This window comes from Candidatus Abyssobacteria bacterium SURF_5, from assembly GCA_003598085.1.
GTDB lineage: Bacteria > Abyssobacteria > SURF-5 > SURF-5 > SURF-5 > SURF-5.
Genome location: QZKU01000122.1, coordinates 1 through 18,017, shown reverse-complemented (window position 1 = coordinate 18,017; position 18,017 = coordinate 1). Strand labels below are relative to the sequence as shown.

The 18,017-nt window shown below is 57.2% G+C and carries 12 protein-coding genes; 6 read left to right on the top strand and 6 right to left on the bottom strand.

Annotation, left to right across the window (positions count from 1 at the left end; all coding sequences use genetic code 11):
- Positions 1-6 precede the first annotated feature (6 nt).
- Positions 7-978: an ATP-binding cassette domain-containing protein gene (locus C4520_17755; GenBank protein ID RJP17048.1), complete on the bottom strand. Its 972-nt coding sequence runs from the start codon at positions 976-978 to the stop codon at positions 7-9.
- Between the two features lie 9 nt (positions 979-987).
- Here C4520_17755 and C4520_17750 point away from each other — a divergent pair, with 9 nt between their 5' ends.
- The 6 genes from C4520_17750 (at position 988) to C4520_17725 (ending at position 9,144) form a co-directional block, all read left to right on the top strand.
- On the top strand, positions 988-1,167 hold the full coding sequence (locus tag C4520_17750; protein RJP17047.1) for a hypothetical protein: 180 nt from the start codon (positions 988-990) through the stop codon (positions 1,165-1,167).
- Positions 1,148-1,993, top strand: coding sequence for an alpha/beta hydrolase (locus C4520_17745; GenBank protein ID RJP17046.1), 846 nt, complete (start codon positions 1,148-1,150; stop codon positions 1,991-1,993). Before C4520_17750 ends, C4520_17745 begins: the two co-directional genes overlap by 20 nt.
- Before the next feature lie 235 nt (positions 1,994-2,228).
- Positions 2,229-3,758 carry a 2-isopropylmalate synthase gene (locus tag C4520_17740; protein ID RJP17045.1) on the top strand — a complete coding sequence of 510 codons (1,530 nt, stop codon included), beginning with the start codon at positions 2,229-2,231 and terminating at the stop codon, positions 3,756-3,758.
- 47 nt (positions 3,759-3,805) lie between these two features.
- Positions 3,806-4,588, top strand: coding sequence for an enoyl-CoA hydratase (locus C4520_17735; protein ID RJP17074.1), 783 nt, complete (start codon positions 3,806-3,808; stop codon positions 4,586-4,588).
- 218 nt (positions 4,589-4,806) lie between these two features.
- The gene (locus C4520_17730) at positions 4,807-7,293 is read left to right on the top strand and encodes a VWA domain-containing protein (GenBank protein RJP17044.1); all 2,487 of its coding nucleotides are present in this window, start codon (positions 4,807-4,809) and stop codon (positions 7,291-7,293) included.
- Positions 7,294-7,584: 291 nt separating this feature from the next.
- On the top strand, positions 7,585-9,144 hold the full coding sequence (locus C4520_17725) for a long-chain fatty acid--CoA ligase (protein ID RJP17043.1): 1,560 nt from the start codon (positions 7,585-7,587) through the stop codon (positions 9,142-9,144).
- Between the two features lie 104 nt (positions 9,145-9,248).
- Here the strand turns inward: C4520_17725 and C4520_17720 are convergent, their stop codons facing one another.
- From C4520_17720 to C4520_17700, 5 genes are read right to left on the bottom strand one after another with little or no spacing between them, the layout of a single operon-like run.
- On the bottom strand, positions 9,249-9,902 hold the full coding sequence (locus C4520_17720) for a DUF3347 domain-containing protein (protein ID RJP17042.1): 654 nt from the start codon (positions 9,900-9,902) through the stop codon (positions 9,249-9,251).
- Between the two features lie 52 nt (positions 9,903-9,954).
- Positions 9,955-10,494: a hypothetical protein gene (locus tag C4520_17715; GenBank protein RJP17041.1), complete on the bottom strand. Its 540-nt coding sequence runs from the start codon at positions 10,492-10,494 to the stop codon at positions 9,955-9,957.
- Positions 10,495-10,543: 49 nt separating this feature from the next.
- Positions 10,544-14,287: an efflux RND transporter permease subunit gene (locus C4520_17710; GenBank protein ID RJP17040.1), complete on the bottom strand. Its 3,744-nt coding sequence runs from the start codon at positions 14,285-14,287 to the stop codon at positions 10,544-10,546.
- Between the two features lie 45 nt (positions 14,288-14,332).
- Complete coding sequence (locus tag C4520_17705; protein RJP17039.1) at positions 14,333-16,276, bottom strand: efflux RND transporter periplasmic adaptor subunit; 1,944 nt, start codon at positions 16,274-16,276, stop codon at positions 14,333-14,335.
- On the bottom strand, positions 16,273-17,697 hold the full coding sequence (locus C4520_17700) for a TolC family protein (GenBank protein ID RJP17038.1): 1,425 nt from the start codon (positions 17,695-17,697) through the stop codon (positions 16,273-16,275). Before C4520_17700 ends, C4520_17705 begins: the two co-directional genes overlap by 4 nt.
- Positions 17,698-18,017: the final 320 nt, after the last annotated feature.

Sequence of the window (18,017 nt, the reverse complement as noted above, 5' to 3'; positions counted from 1 at the left end):
CGTTCTTCAGAATCTCGGCTCCGGTTCGGCTTCGCGGATTTCTCGACCGGTATAATGCAGGAACACGTCATTCAGGCTCCCCTTGCGCACCTCGACAAAGTCGACCGGCCCGATGTGCGCGAGCAGGTCCTGCAGGTTCTTGCCGGCCTCGTTGACGGTGACGCAAAGGTAACCATCTCTGATGTATGCGTCTTTCACATACGTGAGGGACTTGATTTCCTGCAACTGCGGCCGCTCTTGCCGTATCTTGATCACGTCGCCGGTGATCTGCTTGATCAGCGTCTGCGGCGAATCGAGCGCCGCGATCTTGCCGTAATCGATGATCGCGACGCGGTCGCACAGCTCCTCGGCTTCCTCCAAATAGTGCGTAGTCAGTATGATGGTGATGCATTCCTGCTGGGAGAGTCCGCGGATATATTCCCAGATGTGGCCGCGTGTTTGCGGATCGAGCCCGAGCGTGGGCTCATCGAGGAACAGAATCTTCGGGTGATGCATGATGCCGCGCGCAAGCTCGAGTCGCCTTCTCATGCCGCCGGAATATGTCTTCACGAGGTCGTCGGCGCGTTTCTCCAGGTTCACGAGGGCGAGCGCCTCGTCGATGCGCCGCTTCCTCAGTTTGCGCGGGACTGCAAACAGAAGGTTATGCATGCGCAGGTTCTCGCGGCCGGTCAGCAGGTCGTCCACGCTCGGCGCCTGGAAAACGATGCCGATCGATTTTCTCACCTTCAGCGGGTCCTTCACGATGTCGAAGCCGTCGACCCATGCCCTTCCCGACGTCGGCGGCAGGATCGTGCACAACATCGAGAGCAAGGTCGTCTTTCCCGCGCCGTTCGGCCCGAGCAGCCCGAAGATCTCTCCCTCCGGCACCTCGAGGCTCAGGCGGTCCACTGCGACCAGGCTGCCATAGATTTTCGTCAAATCCTGCACCTTGACGACCACGGATTCGCCGCCGCAGGAATTTGCGCCGCTCCTGTCCATATCCTAATTGTGATATATTCGCGGGTTTTTTTCAATGGCGGGGAGAATTTGATTTCTTCATCGCCGCACGGATGTGGTCAAGCGCTTGCAAGCCGGCTTCAGTTGGATTACAATCTTCTTCTGAAACAAATTCTTGTAAACATTTCGGGCGAGTTGGAGATCAGTCAGCGTGCCTACGGCCTCAGTTAATGGGATCGAGATATGCTATCTTCTCGCCGACTTTCTTGATCCCTGGCTCGGCGGAAAACAACATCTCATCCTGCTGCACGGGTGGATGGGCTGCAAGGAAAGCTGGGTGAGGCAGATTCCCTATTTTGCGCGGGACGTCGCAGTCGTGGCGCCAGACCTTCGCGGATTCGGACAATCGTCGAAGCCGCGCAGGGGGTACCGGTTTGACGAGTACATCCGTGACATCGAGGGATTGTACGACATCATCGGAATCCGCAAGGCCCACATACTGGGGCAGTCATTTGGAGGAATCATTGCGCAACTGTTTGCGCTGGCGCACCCGGAGCGGGTGAATTCGCTTATCCTGTGGGCGACGCGCAGCGAGCCGGTCGGCCGGATGGACATCGATCTTGTCACTGATTTCATTCGGCGCGAGGGGATGCCTGCGTTCGCCGAGATGTTTTCGGGCCAACTTGCCGACGAAGCACAGCCGGAGATAACTGAGTGGAACAAGCAGCTTGTGGCGAAAGGCAAGCCGCATGTCGCGATCGAGACGTTGCGCGAGGTTTCAGCGGTCAATATCACGCATCGGCTGCACGAGATCAAGGCGCCGACTCTCATTCTGCATTCCCGAGACGACAAGGTGATCCCGTTTTCGTACGCCGAGAAAATGCGCGACACGATTCCCGGCTCATACTTGTACGAATACAAGGGCAGCCACGGCGCCTATTTGAAGAGTCCGGATGAATGCAACAGGGTAATTCTGGAATTTCTGAGAAAGTTCACTTGCAGGGATGAAAACGCTTGCGGGAAACCTTCCCCCGGCTATCCTGAGAAAAAGATTTGACGCACCGGCGCCGTTTCTGTATAATAATCGGCATGGACTCAACTTATTTCGTATATTCCTCGCTCCGAAAGTCATGGATGCGGTGCATCCATGAAGGTCTCGCGCTATCCCTCCTTCTTAGCCTCCTGTTACTTCGCGGGTAAGCCCGCGAACTGAGATAAAAAAATAGTACTCCGACCACTAAAAATTCTGAATCAGTAGAAGAGCGTTCTCTTTTAAAAATCGAGGTTATTTTATGGGTGAGCAAATATATATCTTCGATACAACACTCCGGGACGGCGAGCAGTCGCCCGGCGCGGCGATGACGATCGATGAAAAAATCCGCATGGCGCTCCAGCTCGAAAAGCTCGGCGTGGACGTGCTGGAAGCCGGATTCCCGATTGCGTCGCGAGGCGAGCTCGAGTCTGTCCGCAAGATAGCGGGTACGATCAAACGGGCGGCGGTTGCCGGTCTTGCGCGCACCAACAAAGCCGACATTGATGCCGCATGGGAGGCCATCAAGGAGGCCGCTCGCCCGCGCATCCACGTTTTTATCGCCACCTCCGACATCCACCTGAAACATAAGCTGCGAAAGACGCGGGAACAGGTGCTCGAGGACGCCGTCGGCGCGGTCACTTACGCCCGCCGGTTTACCGGCGACGTGGAGTTCTCATGCGAGGACGCCACCCGCAGTGATGCCGACTATCTGTGCCAGATCCTCCGTGCGGTGATCGATGCCGGCGCCACCGTGGTCAATGTGCCCGATACTGTCGGGTATGCGATTCCGGCCGAGATCGGCGCTCTGTTTCGCAAGATACGGGAAGGAGTGCCCAACATCGACCGCGCGATCCTGAGCACGCATTGCCACAACGATCTGGGGATGGCGGTTGCAAACAGCCTGGCCGCGGTCCGTTTCGGCGCGCGCCAGGTCGAGTGCACCATTAACGGCATCGGCGAACGCGCCGGAAACGCCGCGCTCGAGGAAATCGTGATGGCGCTCCGAACGCGCGAGGACCAGTTGCCGTTCTACACCGGCATCAACAGCCAGGAGATCTACCGCACGTCGAAGCTGCTCAGCACGCTGACCGGGCTGGTGATCCCGCGCAACAAGCCGATTGTCGGCAAGAACGCTTTCGCGCACGAGTCGGGCGTGCATCAGGACGGCGTCATCAAGCAGGCGCTCACGTACGAGATAATGACGCCCGAATCCGTCGGTGTCCCGCAAAGCTCAATCGTGCTGGGCAAGCACTCGGGCAAGCATGGCCTTTCGGCGCGCTGCGAGGCGATCGGATTCAAGCTGAACGACGAACAGCTCAAAGAGGTTTATAATAAATTCATCGATCTTGCGGATAAGAAGAAGGAAGTCGGCGACGAGGATTTGATGGCCATTGTCGAGGATGTTCTCGACCTCGTCGAAGAGGTGTACGTGCTCGAATACCTGCAGACCACCAGCGGAAGCAATACCAAAGCGACTGCGACCGTGCAATTGAGGAAGAACGGCGATTCGGTCCTGGATTCCGCCGTCGGCGACGGCCCCGTTGATGCGGCATACAAAACCATCGAGCGCATCACCGGCGTGGCGGGGCGCCTGCTCGAGTATTCGATCAATGCGGTCACTATCGGCAAGGACGCCATGGGCGAAGCCTTCGTGAAAGTGCGATTCCAGGAGGATTCGGTAACCGGACACGGCCTGAGCACCGACATCATCGAGGCCAGCGCCAAAGCGTTCCTGAACGCGCTCAACAAATGGCTCTCGCTCCAGAATCGGAACAATCACAAGAAGTGATGGGCAAGCCCGTCGACAGGCGCCTGCCGCCATGTCAGGAGGAATTCATGTCATATGAAACGCTTGTTGTGCAGCCTGAAGGACAAATCGCGGTTGTAACGTTTAACCGGCCTCCCATGAACCCGATAAATCAGCGCCTGACGGAGGAACTCGATCGTCTTCTAACCGAGATCGAGAATGACAATGGGATTCGAGCGCTGATTCTGACGGGTGCGGGCGAAAAAGCGTTTTCCGCCGGCGCCGACGTGGCCGAATTCGGCGAGGCCTTCGCCGAGGGACGTGTGAAGGAAGCCGCGATGTTGCGCCACCGCGTGTTCACGCGGATCGAGCGGTTCCCCAAACCGGTGATTGCCGCTATTAATGGATATGCTTTCGGGGGCGGCTGTGAATTAGCGATGGCCTGCCACCTGCGTCTGATCGCCGAAGGCGCCTCGATCGGACAACCGGAGATAAACCTTGGCATCATTCCCGGCTATGGTGGAACCCAGCGGCTGCCGCGGCTCATAGGCCGAGCGCGGGCCTTCGAGCTCCTGCTCCTCGGCGACCGGGTTCCCGCCCGGCGCGCCGCCGAAATCGGTTTGGTGAACACCGTCTGCGCCGGCGCATCATTGCTTGAAGAGGCTAAAGCTCTTGCGCGCCGACTCGCGCAGCAGGCGCCGGTCGCGGTCAAAATGATCATCGATTCTGTCAATCGGGGATTAGAAACCGATATCGAGAAGGCTCTTGAGATTGAGGCCGACAATGTCGTTCTCGTTTCCGCCACCGAAGACGCGATGGAGGGCGTCATGGCTTTTCTGCAGAAACGCCCTCCGGAATTCAAAGGCCGGTAACCGCGCATCGCGATGCAAAGTTTTTCTACCGGAAACGTGATAAAAGGAACCATCCCGTTATTTCAGAAATGAATTCAAAGATGACGATCCTGTAATTATCCCGCATTTTTCCTGCAGTCATTTCCCCGCTCTCTTCATTTCAAAAATACTTAAGCCATTGAATCTAAAAAGCTTATGAAGGAACCACGCCAACACGCATCTCCGCGTGTCCGTCAGGCATGGATGATGCTCTTTTGAGATTAGCCTACATATGCTTCTTGTCGGGTAGAGGCACACAAGCATCAATTCAAAGCCGTTCTCTGCGAAACTGGGAAACGGAAATGACTGATCCCATAAGCGGAAGATATCGATGCGGACTCGTCGCAATTCTGTTCGCGCTCGCAGCAGTATTGCTGTGGCCGACAGAGGCGTCGACTGCGAAATCCCGCGACCTGGTTGTGGTGCTCGACGTCAGTTCGAGCATGTTCGATCTGTTTGATACCGCAAAGGCCGAAGCGAAGCAATTTATCTCCTCGGCGCAGGTCGGCGACCGGGTGACGGTAATCACGTTTGGAGAAAAATCGAACCTTCTCATCCGTTCGCGCGTCAAGTCGTCGCACACCATCGGGCGCATTCTTTCCGAAGTTGATATGCTCTCGCCGGTTGATTTGAACACCAATCTGCCGATGGCGATGGAGCGGGGTCTCCGCGAAATGGAGCAGTTTTATGAGGAGGATCCCGATGCAGAGCGGACGCTGATGTGGCTCAGTGATGACAAGGACAACCCGCCGAAGGACATTCCGAATCTGATAACATTCTCGTCGCTCAAAGAGGAACATTCCAACCGGATGCCCGACCATAACTGGTTCGTGTTTCAAAAACCAATCGAGACGGAAACCCACCAGGAGATGGACTGGTTCATGGACTGGGCCAAGCGCAACCACATGCTGCTGAGAGTGGAAGCGGCGGGACGCGATCTCGGATCACTGACATTGCCGCAAAACGAAACCGAGTTCACCGTCACGTTTACTCCCGATTCCGCCGGTGTCTGGGGCACCTCATTCTCGGTAGTGGCCGAGGTGATCGACGAGGAGCGGGGGAACTATACGGCCTCGGTCCCCGTTAAGCCGCCTGTGGTTGTTTGCGACAGCAAGCCGTGGACGCAGGCGTTCCAGATATCGCTTCCGGACCGCACCGGCTCATACGTGTGCCGTGTCAGCTTTGTGCTTCCATCGGACAAATTACTCGAAATCCAGCCGCCGCAACTGGCGCTGGAGGCGCGAGTGCGGGCGGAGGTTTCGAAGATTGCGGCCCAGGCCGAGACGATCGAGAAAACATTTGACACTCAGTATCACGCGACGCTGCAAAACCGGGCTTCGCAGGAATCGTCATTCGCCCGGGAGATCCGCGGGCAGCTTGTGGGCGAATTTGTGAAGGCGGTGGAGCGGAAGACGGTCGTGTTCGGCCCCATCGTTTCCGGCGGTCAGTACCTCGAGAGTACGCCACTGGTTGTCACCGGGGATGTCCCGACGGAATCGATCCAAATGAAAAGCAGTTTCACTTTACCCGAGGGAATCGAGCTGCAGCCGCAGTTCCGAAAAGAGGAAGGAAAGGTGATCGCCGACCTGTGCCTGCTGGTGAACGAGGCGATGCTGCCCGAGGACGGCTGGGAGGTGAAGGGATTCATCTCGTTCCTGGTCGACAACAGCAAGGCCAAAGTCACCCCGGCCGCCATCCCGATCAGATTCTATACGCGGCCGGACATTTCGGCCTGGGGCCGGCGCGAACTGGCAATGAACCCGGCGTATGCTCGGGTAAGCGGTGCGGCAACCGCATTGGTGCAATTGTCGTTGAAGTTGGCGAAGGTGCTGGTTCCGCTGGCGATCCTGTGGTTTTTCGTTTACCTGGTGAAACGCTACTTCTTTGTTACGACCGATCTCGTCGGAATGCTTGAGATTGCCAAGAACCCAACCAAGCACAGGATACGCTACTTCAATCTGCAGCGCCTGGGAAAACTGAAGAAGCGCAACTCGCTGACAATCGGCCGCAGCAGAAAAGCGGATATTGTGCTGCCGCACCCGTCGGTTGCGGATATTCAGGCCAAGATCATGACGACCAAGATCGACGCGAGCATTATCATATTCATTCAACCGCTCGAGGGCAACCAGATCAAAGTCAACGATATCACCTACAGTCGCCAAAAGGAGATCAGCGACTGCGACAAGCTGACCATCGGCGAATTTGTCTTTGTCTACAAGCGGCCCGAAGTCTATCGCGAGACGGTGGTGCATTACGCCGACGGGGCCAATTTGCGCGGGACACTGATCTCGTGGGATATCGATTCCCCCAACTTCGATTTCCTCCCGATAAATGCGCCATCGCTCAACTCGAAAATGAGCATCAACTTCAACGAATTGAAAATGGTCACCTTCATCCGCAAAGCCGAGCGGTTTTCGCTGGATCGCCTGCTTGGGTCGGGCCGGCCCATCGGATATCCGGTCGAAGTTTTCTTCAAGGACGGCGAGCTGCTCGAGGGCTACATGATGGGAGAGACCGGCGAATGGAGCAAGCGGTTCTATGTCATTCCCAAGGACGCAGAGGAGATCGCCCTTGTCCTCGTTGAACGCGCGGCCGTCGAAAGCGTATTCAAGCGCGATCCGTTCAAGCAATCCTTCTTCAGCCTGCGCCGCGTTCTGCGCGCCCTCGTTCCCAACACCAGCCATTGAGCGTGCCATATCCCCTCATCGTTAACCATTGAAGATCAGTCTCTTGATTTGCATCCAAACACTTGACCAATGCCGAGCATCCGTTGTGAAAATTGTCCAACAGTTGATTCGCCCGATTCCCTGCGGTGGGGATAGCCCAAGCGAAGGGACCGGCTCCGCAGACACCTTCACAGTCTTCGTCGCGACCGACACCTTCACTGCGTGTTGAAATCCCAAATTCGCTTCTGATAGAATTACCCCTGCCGAAAATACGAGGATTGAATCAGCTTTGAAAAAGAGGAGGCGCCGTCCATGGACCTGGGAATCAAGCTGAAGCTGAACGCAGAGGAATTCCCTGATAAACCAGCCATCATCTTCAACGATAAACAGACGACATACAAGGAGATCAATGAGCGAGCGGCCCGCTTCGGGAACGCACTGATGTCGCTTGGTCTCAAGCGCAGGGAGCGGGTGGCGGTTATCATGCGAAACCGGACAGAATTTCTGGAGATCATCCACGGATTGATCAAGGCGGGCATAACGCTCGTGCCGGTCAACTGGCGGCTCGCGCCGGAGGAAATGCGGTATGTCATCGATAATTCCGACGCCTCGGCCGTGGTCGTCTCGTCGGAATTTCTCGAGAAGCTGACGCCCATTATGAAGCAACTGCCGAAGGTAGCGGCGACCAACTACATCCATTTGGGGGAAGATTGTCCGGCCGGAATGCACCCTTATGAACAGCTTCTCCGGAAAGCATCCGCCGCCGAGCCGGGTGTCGAGAATCAGCCGGGGGATCCCCTCTTTATTGGGTATACTTCAGGAACGACGGGCTTTCCCAAAGGCGCAATCACCCCGCACGGTGATTGGGATATCAAGATGCTGTCGCTGTTCGGTCTGCTGCGGCTGGACGAAAACGCGGTCCAGTTGCTGACGATGCCCCTGTTCCACATGAACGCAATCAATACGTCGACCGTCAGCCATTATGGCGGGCAGACCGTCGTCGTCATGGAGCGGTTCCGGCCGGAGGAAGCGCTGCGCCTCATCGAGAAATACAAGGCCAACTTCTCCTCGATGGTGCCGACCATGTATAACCGCCTCAAGAACATGCCGCCGGACGTCTTTGAAAAATACGATACATCTGCAATGAAGAGCCTGATTCAATCATCCGCTCCGCTTCCATTTTCGACGAAGAAATGGATTGTGGAGAATTTTCCTTCGGCGGGCCTCCACGAGCTGTATGGAGGCACCGAGGCCGGATTGGTCACGTATCTTCCGCCCGAGGAGCAGCTTGCGCGGCCCGGCTCCGTTGGGCGGGCGCTTCCGACGATCGAGATCAAATTGGTCGACGATGACGGCAACGAGGTCCCGGTGGGGCAGGTGGGCCAGTTCATCTCGAGGCCGAGAGAGGGCGCAACCCTTGGGAAAGTGACCGAATATTACAAGGATGAGAAGTCGACGAAGAAATCGTTCAAGGGCGGCTGGTTCTACAGTGGCGACATGGCGCGCATGGATGAAGACGGATTCTATTATCTTGTCGACCGCAAGTTCGACATGATCATCAGCGGCGGCGAGAACATTTATCCGGCAGAGATCGAGGGCATCCTCTACCGGCACCCGAAAGTGCTCGAGGCTGCAGTCATCGGCGTTCCCGATGACGAGTGGGGCGAGTCGGTGAAAGCGGTCATAGTGCTTAAGGAACGCGAGAAAGCCTCCGCGGAAGAGATCATTAGCTACTGCCGGGAGCATCTGGCAGGTTACAAGGTGCCGCGGTCGGTTGATTTCGTGGACGATCTTCCGAAAACTGATACGGGCAAGATACTCAAGAAAATCATAAAGGAACCCTACTGGAAAGGCAGGGAGACAAAGATATAATTTGTTTTGTTTCGCACAGCCGGAGGCGGGGCGCATCCGCGGAAGATCGGGATGCGCCCTCATCCCCTCAGCTGGAGCAAGGGAGACTGCTCGGTCGAACCCTGCTACTCAATTTTGCGACCGCATTTTGCCATTGAGAGACCGTAGTATGGATTTCCCGGAATGTCACCCTCCTGCAGCCATATCTTCTTAGCCATGTCGCAAGCGAAAACATGAACGTCGTCCGATGCGGCGCCGCTCATTTTCCGGTAGTCGTATAACTGTGAGCTTAGCTTGCCGAAATCGGTGCGGGCGGACTCGATATCTTTCTTTCCCGCAAGCTCTCGCGCGGTGGCGGCCATATCGGCTTCAAGAGAACCTTCAGCGTCATCTTTGGCTGTGTCCGCCGAATCTCCGGCGCTCAAATCCTCTATCTCCTTCGCGAATGCATTCGCGTGAGCAGGCACTTCCTTCAGCGTGTCTTGTGCGAGAGAAGCCCGGATATCGAAGTAGCTCTGTAACGCAGCGTCCGTTGCGGAATCGCCGGATGATTCCGCCTCGTTCTTAACTGTGTGGTCGCCATGTTCACGGTTTGCAGCTGCGGCTTGATGTGAGCCGTGACCGCTCGAATGGCCGCCACAACAGTCTGCTCCCCATGCCGTAATCGGCAGCGCTACGCCAAAGCACACGATAAGTCCCTTTGTCAAAGCCATGAGTTTCCGCATCGGTTTCCCCCTTTTTTCATACTCATTGCCGCGGTGACACAGAATTTTATGCACAGGCGCTTCTCATTTTTCGCCCGTGGCGATATAGGCGAAGCCGCCATAAAGCTCAGTACGGGAAGTTGCCCGGGTAATACGTGTGGCCGTCATAGAAGAGCGGCCCCCCTGGGTAGCAGTCATCCCGATACACGGTTTCAACGAATGGGCCTTCGTCGGTATTGATTTGCGTGTCGCCATATCGGACCGAAGCTACCTTCAAGATCATGCCCGACTCGCGTTCTTCAAATTTGCCGGTTACCGTGATTTCGTCGCCCGAGAGCCGAGCCTTCTCGACCAGACTGTGCGCCTTCACGATCGTGGCGGGATTAAAGCCCTCTTCATAGACCGCAAGCCGGCTGCCGGAGGAACCGAGAACGAAATTCCAGGTCTTGTACTCGCGGCCTTCAGGCACGGAATTATCGACCACCGGCGCCGAGAGCGTGATCACCTTGTTGCTGAATTCACCCGGATTGGCTGTGACCGAGGATAGATCGGTTTCAATGGAAGCCGATTTCCATCCGATCAAAGCAACGGTCGCGAAAAGAGCCAGCCCGCACTTGCACGCGACGCGCGCACTGCAATTTTTCAGGAACTTTTTGAGGTTAATCATTTTCTTATTTCTCCTTTCATCTTAGACGCCGCAAAAACATCTTTATTGATCACGCCGCTTTGGCGGCTTCGACGAAGTGTCCTTTCCTCCATCCCCGTTTCCAGAGAAACTCTTTGAGCCAGCAGTAGACGACCGGCATGACAAACAGGGTGATCAGCTCGATGGTCATGCCGCCGACCAGCGGAAGCGCCATCGGGATCATGACGTCGGCCCCCTTGCCGCTCGAGGTCAAAACAGGCAGCAGCGCGAGAACGGTGGTCGCGGTTGTCATCAGGCACGGCCGCACTCGTTTCTTGCCCGCCTCGATGGTGAGGCGGCGGATATCTTCGATTGAGGCGACAGTCCTTGAGCCGAACTGCTGGTTCAGATAGGTGGTTATCACGACCGCATCGTCCGTCGCGACCCCGAACAGGGCGATGAATCCAACCCAGACCGCCACGCTCAGGTTATACTGACGCAGATGAAAAATATCGCGCACGTTCTCGCCGAATACCGAGAAGTTCAGGAACCACGGCTGTCCCGCCAGCCACAGCATGATGAATCCGCCGGCCCAGACTACTGCGATTTGAATAAAGATAAGGCTGGTGATCGAGGTGGACCGGAATTGGAAGTACAGGATCAGGAAAATGAGAAACAGGCTTGCCGGCAGAAGGATCATGAAGCGATTCTGGAAGTTGATCTGATTTTCATAGTTGCCCGCAAAGGTATAATTCGTGCCGGGCGGAAGCAGGAGTTCGCCGCTTTCGATTTTCGCCTGCAGATAGCGCTGGGCCTCCTCGACGACGTCCACCTCGGCGTGCCCCGGCCGCTTGTCGAACAGCACATAAGAAACCAGGAACGTGTCCTCGCTCTTTATCTCCTGAGGTCCGGGCACGTAACTGATATCTGCGAGTTGCGCCAGCGGTATCTGCACGTTTTCACTTGACGAAACCAGAATATTTTCGAGCGCCTCATACGAATCTCGAAGCTCGCGCTGGTAACGCACGCGTACCGGATAGCGCTCGCGTCCTTCGACCGTGGTCGTGGCTCGAATTCCGCCGACGGCGATCTCTATCACGTCCTGCGCGTCGCGTATGTTCACCTTGTAGCGCGCGAGCTTTTCGCGGTCGAGGTCGATCTCGAGATACGGCTTTCCGACAACGCGATCGGGTATGACCGCTTCAGGAGTCACGCTCGGGACTTCTTTGAGGAACCGCGCGATATCGTAGCCCACGCGCTCGACCTCTTCGAGCGTTTGCCCGCGGACCTTGACGCCCATTGGCGCGCGCATGCCTGATTGCAGCATCACGATGCGCGCCGCTATCGGTTGCAGTTTCGGCGCTGAGGTGCTGCCCGGCACATCGGCCGCTCGGACAATTTCATTCCAGATGTCGTCCGTCGATTCGATATGGTCCCGCCACAGGCGCGGCCGTTTGCCGGTTTCGGGATCGGGCGGACCATATTCCGGTTTGTAGGTGATGACGGTCTCGATCATGGAGACGGGGGCCGGATCGATTGCGGTTTCAGCGCGCCCGATCTTCCCCACGACCATATCGACCTCGGGAATCGCGCGAATCGCGCGGTCCTGTTTCTGCAGGATATCGAGCGCTTCTCCGATGGAAGCGTGCGGCATCGTCGTCGGCATGAAGAGGAATGAACCTTCATCAAGCGCGGGCATGAACTCGCGCCCCAGCCCGGGGAACGTATGTACGGCGCCCGACCAGAGGGCGGTCGCCTTGATCTTCTCCTGCGGAAGGCCGATCTTCTCCAGACCTGCAGGAATCCAGTTGAACGTTTTCCCGAAGCCCTGCCAGACGACTATTCCGAAAATGACCAGCGCGGCCGGCAACGAGAGGAACGCCAGCTTGTTCCGGAGAAATGTTCCCAGCAGGTTCGGGTAGAAGTTGATGACGATCACCCGTAGTGAAGTCCAAGCTATGTTGATGCCGAACACGAAGATCAGATTGCGCGTCAATCCCGTTCCCAGACCCAGCGGCATCCAGTGCGTTGTCAGCAGCGCGAGCACAAACAGTGCGGCCAGAATGGACATGATCTGCGGCATCCGCTTCAAAATCCGCGCCGGCAGGCGCTTCTCGAACATGAGATACAGGCCCGCCAGGATCAGCGGAAGGCCGGCCCAGAACGAGAGCCAGAATAGGGCGACGATCCCGATCAGGACCAACGCGCCATATGCGATCATCTTTACGTTGACGTGCACCCGCCTTTTCGTGAACAGGATATGAGCGAACGCCGGAAGCACCGTGAGCGCCACGAAGACGGAGCCGAACAGCGCAAAGGTTTTCGTGTAGGCCAGCGGCTTGAACAGTCTTCCTTCCGGCCCGGTCAAGGCGAATATCGGCAGGAACGAGATCAAGGTGGTCGCGATTGCGGTCACGACCGCGCTGCCGACCTCGCTCGCCGCCAGATAGATGACTTCGAGCGGGTCCTCGTCCGGACTCGCTTCATCAAAATGTCTGACGATGTTCTCGCAGAGGATGATTCCCATGTCGACCATCGTGCCGATCGCGATCGCGATGCCGCCCAGGCTCATCAGGTTCGAGTCCACCTTGAAGATGCTCATCAGGATGAAGGCGGTCAGCACCGCGATCGGCAGATTCGCCGAGATCAGGATGTTCGATCGGAAATGCGCGAGAAGAATGAAGACGACAAAGCACGTTATGAGCACTTCCTCGATTAGCGCGTCGTTCAGGGTCTCGAGGGTCTGATGAATGAGATCGGTGCGATCATAAAACGGGACGATCTGCACCTGCGAAACGCTGCCGTCCGCGAGCGTCTTTTTGGGAAGGCCCACATGGATTTCGCTTATTTTTTCTTTGAGGCGCCCAATGACCTCGAGCGGATTCTCGCCATAGCGAACGATGACCACGCCGCCGACAACTTCGGCGCCCTCTTTATCGAGCACGCCGCGGCGCAGCGCCGGCCCGAGAACGGCGGTCCCGACGTTCTTCACGTAGATGGGGACGCCGTCATTGGTTTTTAGCAAGATGTTTTCGATATCGGTCAGGTTCTTGATGAACCCTTTTCCGCGAATGAGATATTCGACTCCGTTGAACTCGATGGTTTCGGCCCCGACGTCGATGTTTGCCTTTCTGACGGCGGAGAAAACGTCCTGGAGCATGACACCGTGAGCGCGCATCGAGTCGGGGTTCACGTCGATCTGATATTCCTTGACGTAGCCGCCGATGGAGGCGACCTCGCTGACGCCTTCTGTCGACTGCAGCGCGTAGCGGATGTACCAGTCCTGGATCGAGCGAAGCTCCTGCAGGTCGAACCCCTTGGCCTCGACGGTATACCAGAAGATTTGGCCCAGAGCGGTGGCGTCGGGGCCGAGCGACGGAATCACTCCCTCCGGCAAGTCTTGCTGGGCCACGTTCAGCCGCTCGAGCAGGCGCGAGCGCGACCAGTAGAAATCAATGCCGTCCTTAAAGATCACGTAGACCGTCGAGAATCCGAACATCGAATAGCTGCGAATCGATTTGACGCCCGGGATGCCCTGCAGAGAAATGGTGAGGGGATACGTTACCTGGTCCTCGACGTCCTGCGGCGACCGGCCGGGCCATTCGGTGAAGACGATCTGCTGGTTTTCACCGATGTCCGGGATCGCGTCCACCGGAATCGGATCGCTCGGGAAGAAATCCGAGTCGCGGTCGAACGGCATGACGTAGATGCCCCAGCCCAGAAGAAACGCGAGGAGGAGGAAAACGATCAGCTTGTTCTCCAGACAGAACCTGATCGTCTGGTTTATCCAGCCTTTCACTTCGGGATTGCCGGAGCGATTCTCTTGGATGTTCATCTTGCGGTCAACTCTCTCGCAAATTCTGAAGCGATGCGTTATTCATCAATTAATCTCGCACTTGATCTCGCCGCAGCGAAGCATGGTTTCGCCCCAGTACGGATTGTTGATCTGGCGCCCTTTCTGATACCACGTGCCGCCCTTGCCGCCGAAGGCCATGAAGCAAAACGTTTCGAAGAGTGGCGAGTCAAGATCCTGTTTGAATGCGCCCAGGTAATCGCCCATCGGACTCGAAATCGAGGCAAAGGCGGCTCTTTGCTGCGTAATATCTTTTGGGGTCTCGGCGGGGATCGCCGATTGCAATTCCTGCGCAATCGGCGCGAAGCGGTCATGCGCTTCTCCGCTCTGGGAATGAGGGTCTACGTTTGCGAACGCCTTCCTCATTGCGTCAAAAGCAGATGCCGCCGCTTTTGTATTGTCAGCGGCCAGCGCCGAACCCAGCTCGAGATAAGCCGCCAGCACCGGCTTCATTTCCGGTATCGGGGGCAGCCGTTTGGCATCGGGAGACGGGTTCGGGGTTGCGGGTTTGGCGGAATGCTCTTTGTGGGTATCGGCCTGCGCAACGACGGCGCCATGCTGGTGTCCCGCCGGTCCGCCGCCGCCCTCGGGCTTCATCATGCTCGGCTTGGCCTGTATCTGCAAGGCGGAATCGATTTTGAAGTTGCCGCGGGTCACCACGCGCTCGCCCTCGTTCAGACCAGCCAGAACGAGGTAATAATCCCCCGCTCGCGGTCCCAATTCGACTTGACGCCCCACATACACGGGCTCGTTATTCACAAATTCCTCGACGTAGACCACCGCTCTTTTTCCTGTGAGCAGCGGAGCGGTTGCGGGAACGGTGAGTGCGCGGTTTTGCCTGGCGCTGGTCTTCACTATTTTTCCGGAATTGTCGACCGGGGCCTCGAGCCGGGCGCGGGCATACATGCCGGGCTTCAGGCGCTCATCGGGATTCGCGACGTTCACCCGAACCTTCACGCTGCGCGTATTCTCATTAAGGACGGGCTGAATGAAGGTGATCTTCCCCTTGAACGTCTCGCCGGGGAACACGTCGGTCTCGAATTCCACGATCTGGCCGATCCGCAGCGAACTGAGGTCGATTTCGTACGCATCGAGGTTCGCCCACACCTCCGACAGGTCCACAATGGTGAAAAGGCGCTCGCCCGGCTGAACGTACTTGCCCTCGAACGCTTCGCGCGCGATCACTGTGCCGCTCGAGGGCGCGTAGATCGTCATGTGGTCGTCGGGGCCGCCGTTGGCGCCGATCCTCTCGATCTGTGCCGGAAGGATTCCCCAGAGCTCCATTTTTTTCTTGATCGCATCTTTCACGGCGAGCGCCGATTCGATCTCGTGCTCGTCGCCCGCTTCTGTCGCCTCTCTCCAGCGCCGGTCGGCGATCATGTATTCCTCCTGGGCCGTACGCAATTCAGGCGAATACAGGTAGATCAGCGGATCGCCTTTGTTGACGCGGACACCGAGGTAATTGACGTGCAGCTTGTCGATGCGACCGCCGATCCAGGCGGATACATGCGCGAGCCTGGTCTCGTCGTAGTCGATCTTGCCCACCATCCGCACGGTCTTCGTCAGCGGCCGATGCTCGACCGGAGTAGTCTCGATTTCCGCCAATTCGCGCGCCGTCTCGGAAAGCGCGAGCACCGGACCGTCCATCCCGCTGCTGCGCGAGCTTTCATAGACCGGCACCAGATCCATGAAGCAGATGGGGCATTTTCCCGGCTCCGGCATCTGGATATGCGGATGCATCGAGCACGTCCAGTAGCGGATGTTCTCCTCCTCCGCGTGCGCCTCGGTGCCGACATGTGGCGCGGGTACCGGGCCGGAGCGCGCGCCGTAATAGCCGATCAGGAACATGATGGCGCCGAACAGGAGAATCCCGCCCCACAACAGCTCCTTGTGCTTCCTGAGCCAATCCAGCCGCTGATGCCGCGATTCATCGACTGGAGTATTAAGCTTTCTTTCTTCCGATTCGTTCATTTGTTCTTCCCCTTTTTAACCTGCCGCGCGGCAGTGGAATCATTCACGATATCCGGCCCCAGCATGTTCAGCACTCCCTCGGGCCACCGCCCCAAAATCACGAGCGACATTTCCGCCAGAACGATTTCGCGCCGGCCCTCGGCTGAAGCATGCGCCAGCCGATAATCGAGAAGCGTTTTCTCGGCATCGAGAAGATCGAGAAAATCGGTTATGCCGCTGGTATATCCCGCGCGCGCCGATTCGAGCGATGCCTTCGCTTTCGGGATCAGGCGGTCGCTGTACAGCCGCACGTTGCGGTCGGTCTCGCGCCAGGAGAACGCGGTTTCGGCGAATCTGACCGCGAGCTCGAGCTCTTCCGCGGACAACCTCGCGCGCGCCGCTCCCACGCCCGCCTGTCCCTGTGAGATTTCGGCCCGAATCTTGTCGCGCCATATCGGGAGCGTCAGCCCGAACGACGGCATGAACGGCACGGGCGAGGCTTCCACATTGGCGCCAAATCCGAACGAGTAGTCGGGAACGGTCGTCTTTCTTGAAAGCTGGTAGAGCGCGATCGCCTGCAGCACCTGCGCCCGCATCTCTTTCAGCCGCGGGTTCCGCTCAAAGGCGGTTTCGAGAAGCGATTCTTCCGTCAAACCGGAAACGGATGGTTCGAGCGCGGCGACCGGCTCCGGAAACGATTGATCGGGTCCGATCCCCAGCGCCGATTTCAGACGCGTCACGATCGGCCCGCGCGAATCTATAAGGTTCGCCAACTCATTTTCGAGCTTGTCGCGCTCGATCTGCGCGCGAAGAACGTCCTGCTGCGTAACGTTGCCGACCGCCAGACGCTCGCGCGCGATCCTCTCGATGTCCTCGACGATTTTCAGCATCTCGCGAGTCCAGTAGATTTGCCGGTCAACGACCCACAGTTGGTAATACGCGCGCTTGACCGAGAGCGCCGTCGCAAGCAGCTCATTCTCGAAAGCCGCCCGCTGCCCGAGCGCTTCTCCGTAGGCGGCCTCGGCTTTCAGGCCGAGCTTGGACGGTATCTGCCAATTGCTCATCGGATCGGTCATCAGCATTGGAGTAAGCGCTTCAACGACCCCGCTCACAAATTCCAGATCGAACTGGAGCATCGGGTTCGGCAGCGAGCGCGCCATAGTGATTTCCTCGACTGCCGCCTTCCATTCATAGAAACTTGATTCAACGCGCGGACTGTTCAGGAGGGCATATTGCAGCAACTCTGCCAAAGCCGAGTTCTCCGTCAGGACGGGCAGGTCCGGCTTTGCGGCCGCGGGACGGTAGACAGTCTCGGTCGCGCCCAAATCCTGCCGGGCCGCGCGCTCGTTACGGGTCGGTATCCCCGCGCAACTGGCGAGTATCACCGCCAAAATCACTCCTGCGCTCAGGAGGGTAAATTTCTTTCTCTTGCTTATATTCATGTTTCGTGTTCTTAGTCCGTCGTCTTGATCCTGCGCCCGTTCACCGAGCCGAAGCGTTCTGTATTACGTTTCTTCCTGTTTTTGTATGAGCAAGGCAGGGGCCAAAGAACATCGGCAGTTGTAAGCTCTTGTAGATATGGAAGTTACAAGAATAGACCGATTGACGTTTCAGCAGGATTCAGGGGAATTAGCCACAGAAGGTGTTTGAAAACAGACAAGGACAAAAAATAGGGACAGAGAGACTGTCCGACGGTTATCATTTTAAGAGCAGCTTCTTTAAGTAAGAACTTCTTTTCATGGGTAGTCAAGTTGCGAACACT

Bases quoted from the DNA above. Each gene is read 5' to 3' on its own strand.
- C4520_17715 (RJP17041.1), bottom strand. From the start codon at position 10,494: ATGATTAACCTCAAAAAGTTCCTGAAAAATTGCAGTGCGCGCGTCGCG.
- C4520_17755 (RJP17048.1), bottom strand. From the start codon at position 978: ATGGACAGGAGCGGCGCAAATTCCTGCGGCGGCGAATCCGTGGTCGTC.
- C4520_17740 (RJP17045.1), top strand. From the start codon at position 2,229: ATGGGTGAGCAAATATATATCTTCGATACAACACTCCGGGACGGCGAG.
- C4520_17735 (RJP17074.1), top strand. From the start codon at position 3,806: ATGTCATATGAAACGCTTGTTGTGCAGCCTGAAGGACAAATCGCGGTT.
- C4520_17705 (RJP17039.1), bottom strand. From the start codon at position 16,276: ATGAACGAATCGGAAGAAAGAAAGCTTAATACTCCAGTCGATGAATCG.
- C4520_17710 (RJP17040.1), bottom strand. From the start codon at position 14,287: ATGAACATCCAAGAGAATCGCTCCGGCAATCCCGAAGTGAAAGGCTGG.
- C4520_17730 (RJP17044.1), top strand. From the start codon at position 4,807: ATGGATGATGCTCTTTTGAGATTAGCCTACATATGCTTCTTGTCGGGT.
- C4520_17700 (RJP17038.1), bottom strand. From the start codon at position 17,697: ATGAATATAAGCAAGAGAAAGAAATTTACCCTCCTGAGCGCAGGAGTG.
- C4520_17725 (RJP17043.1), top strand. From the start codon at position 7,585: ATGGACCTGGGAATCAAGCTGAAGCTGAACGCAGAGGAATTCCCTGAT.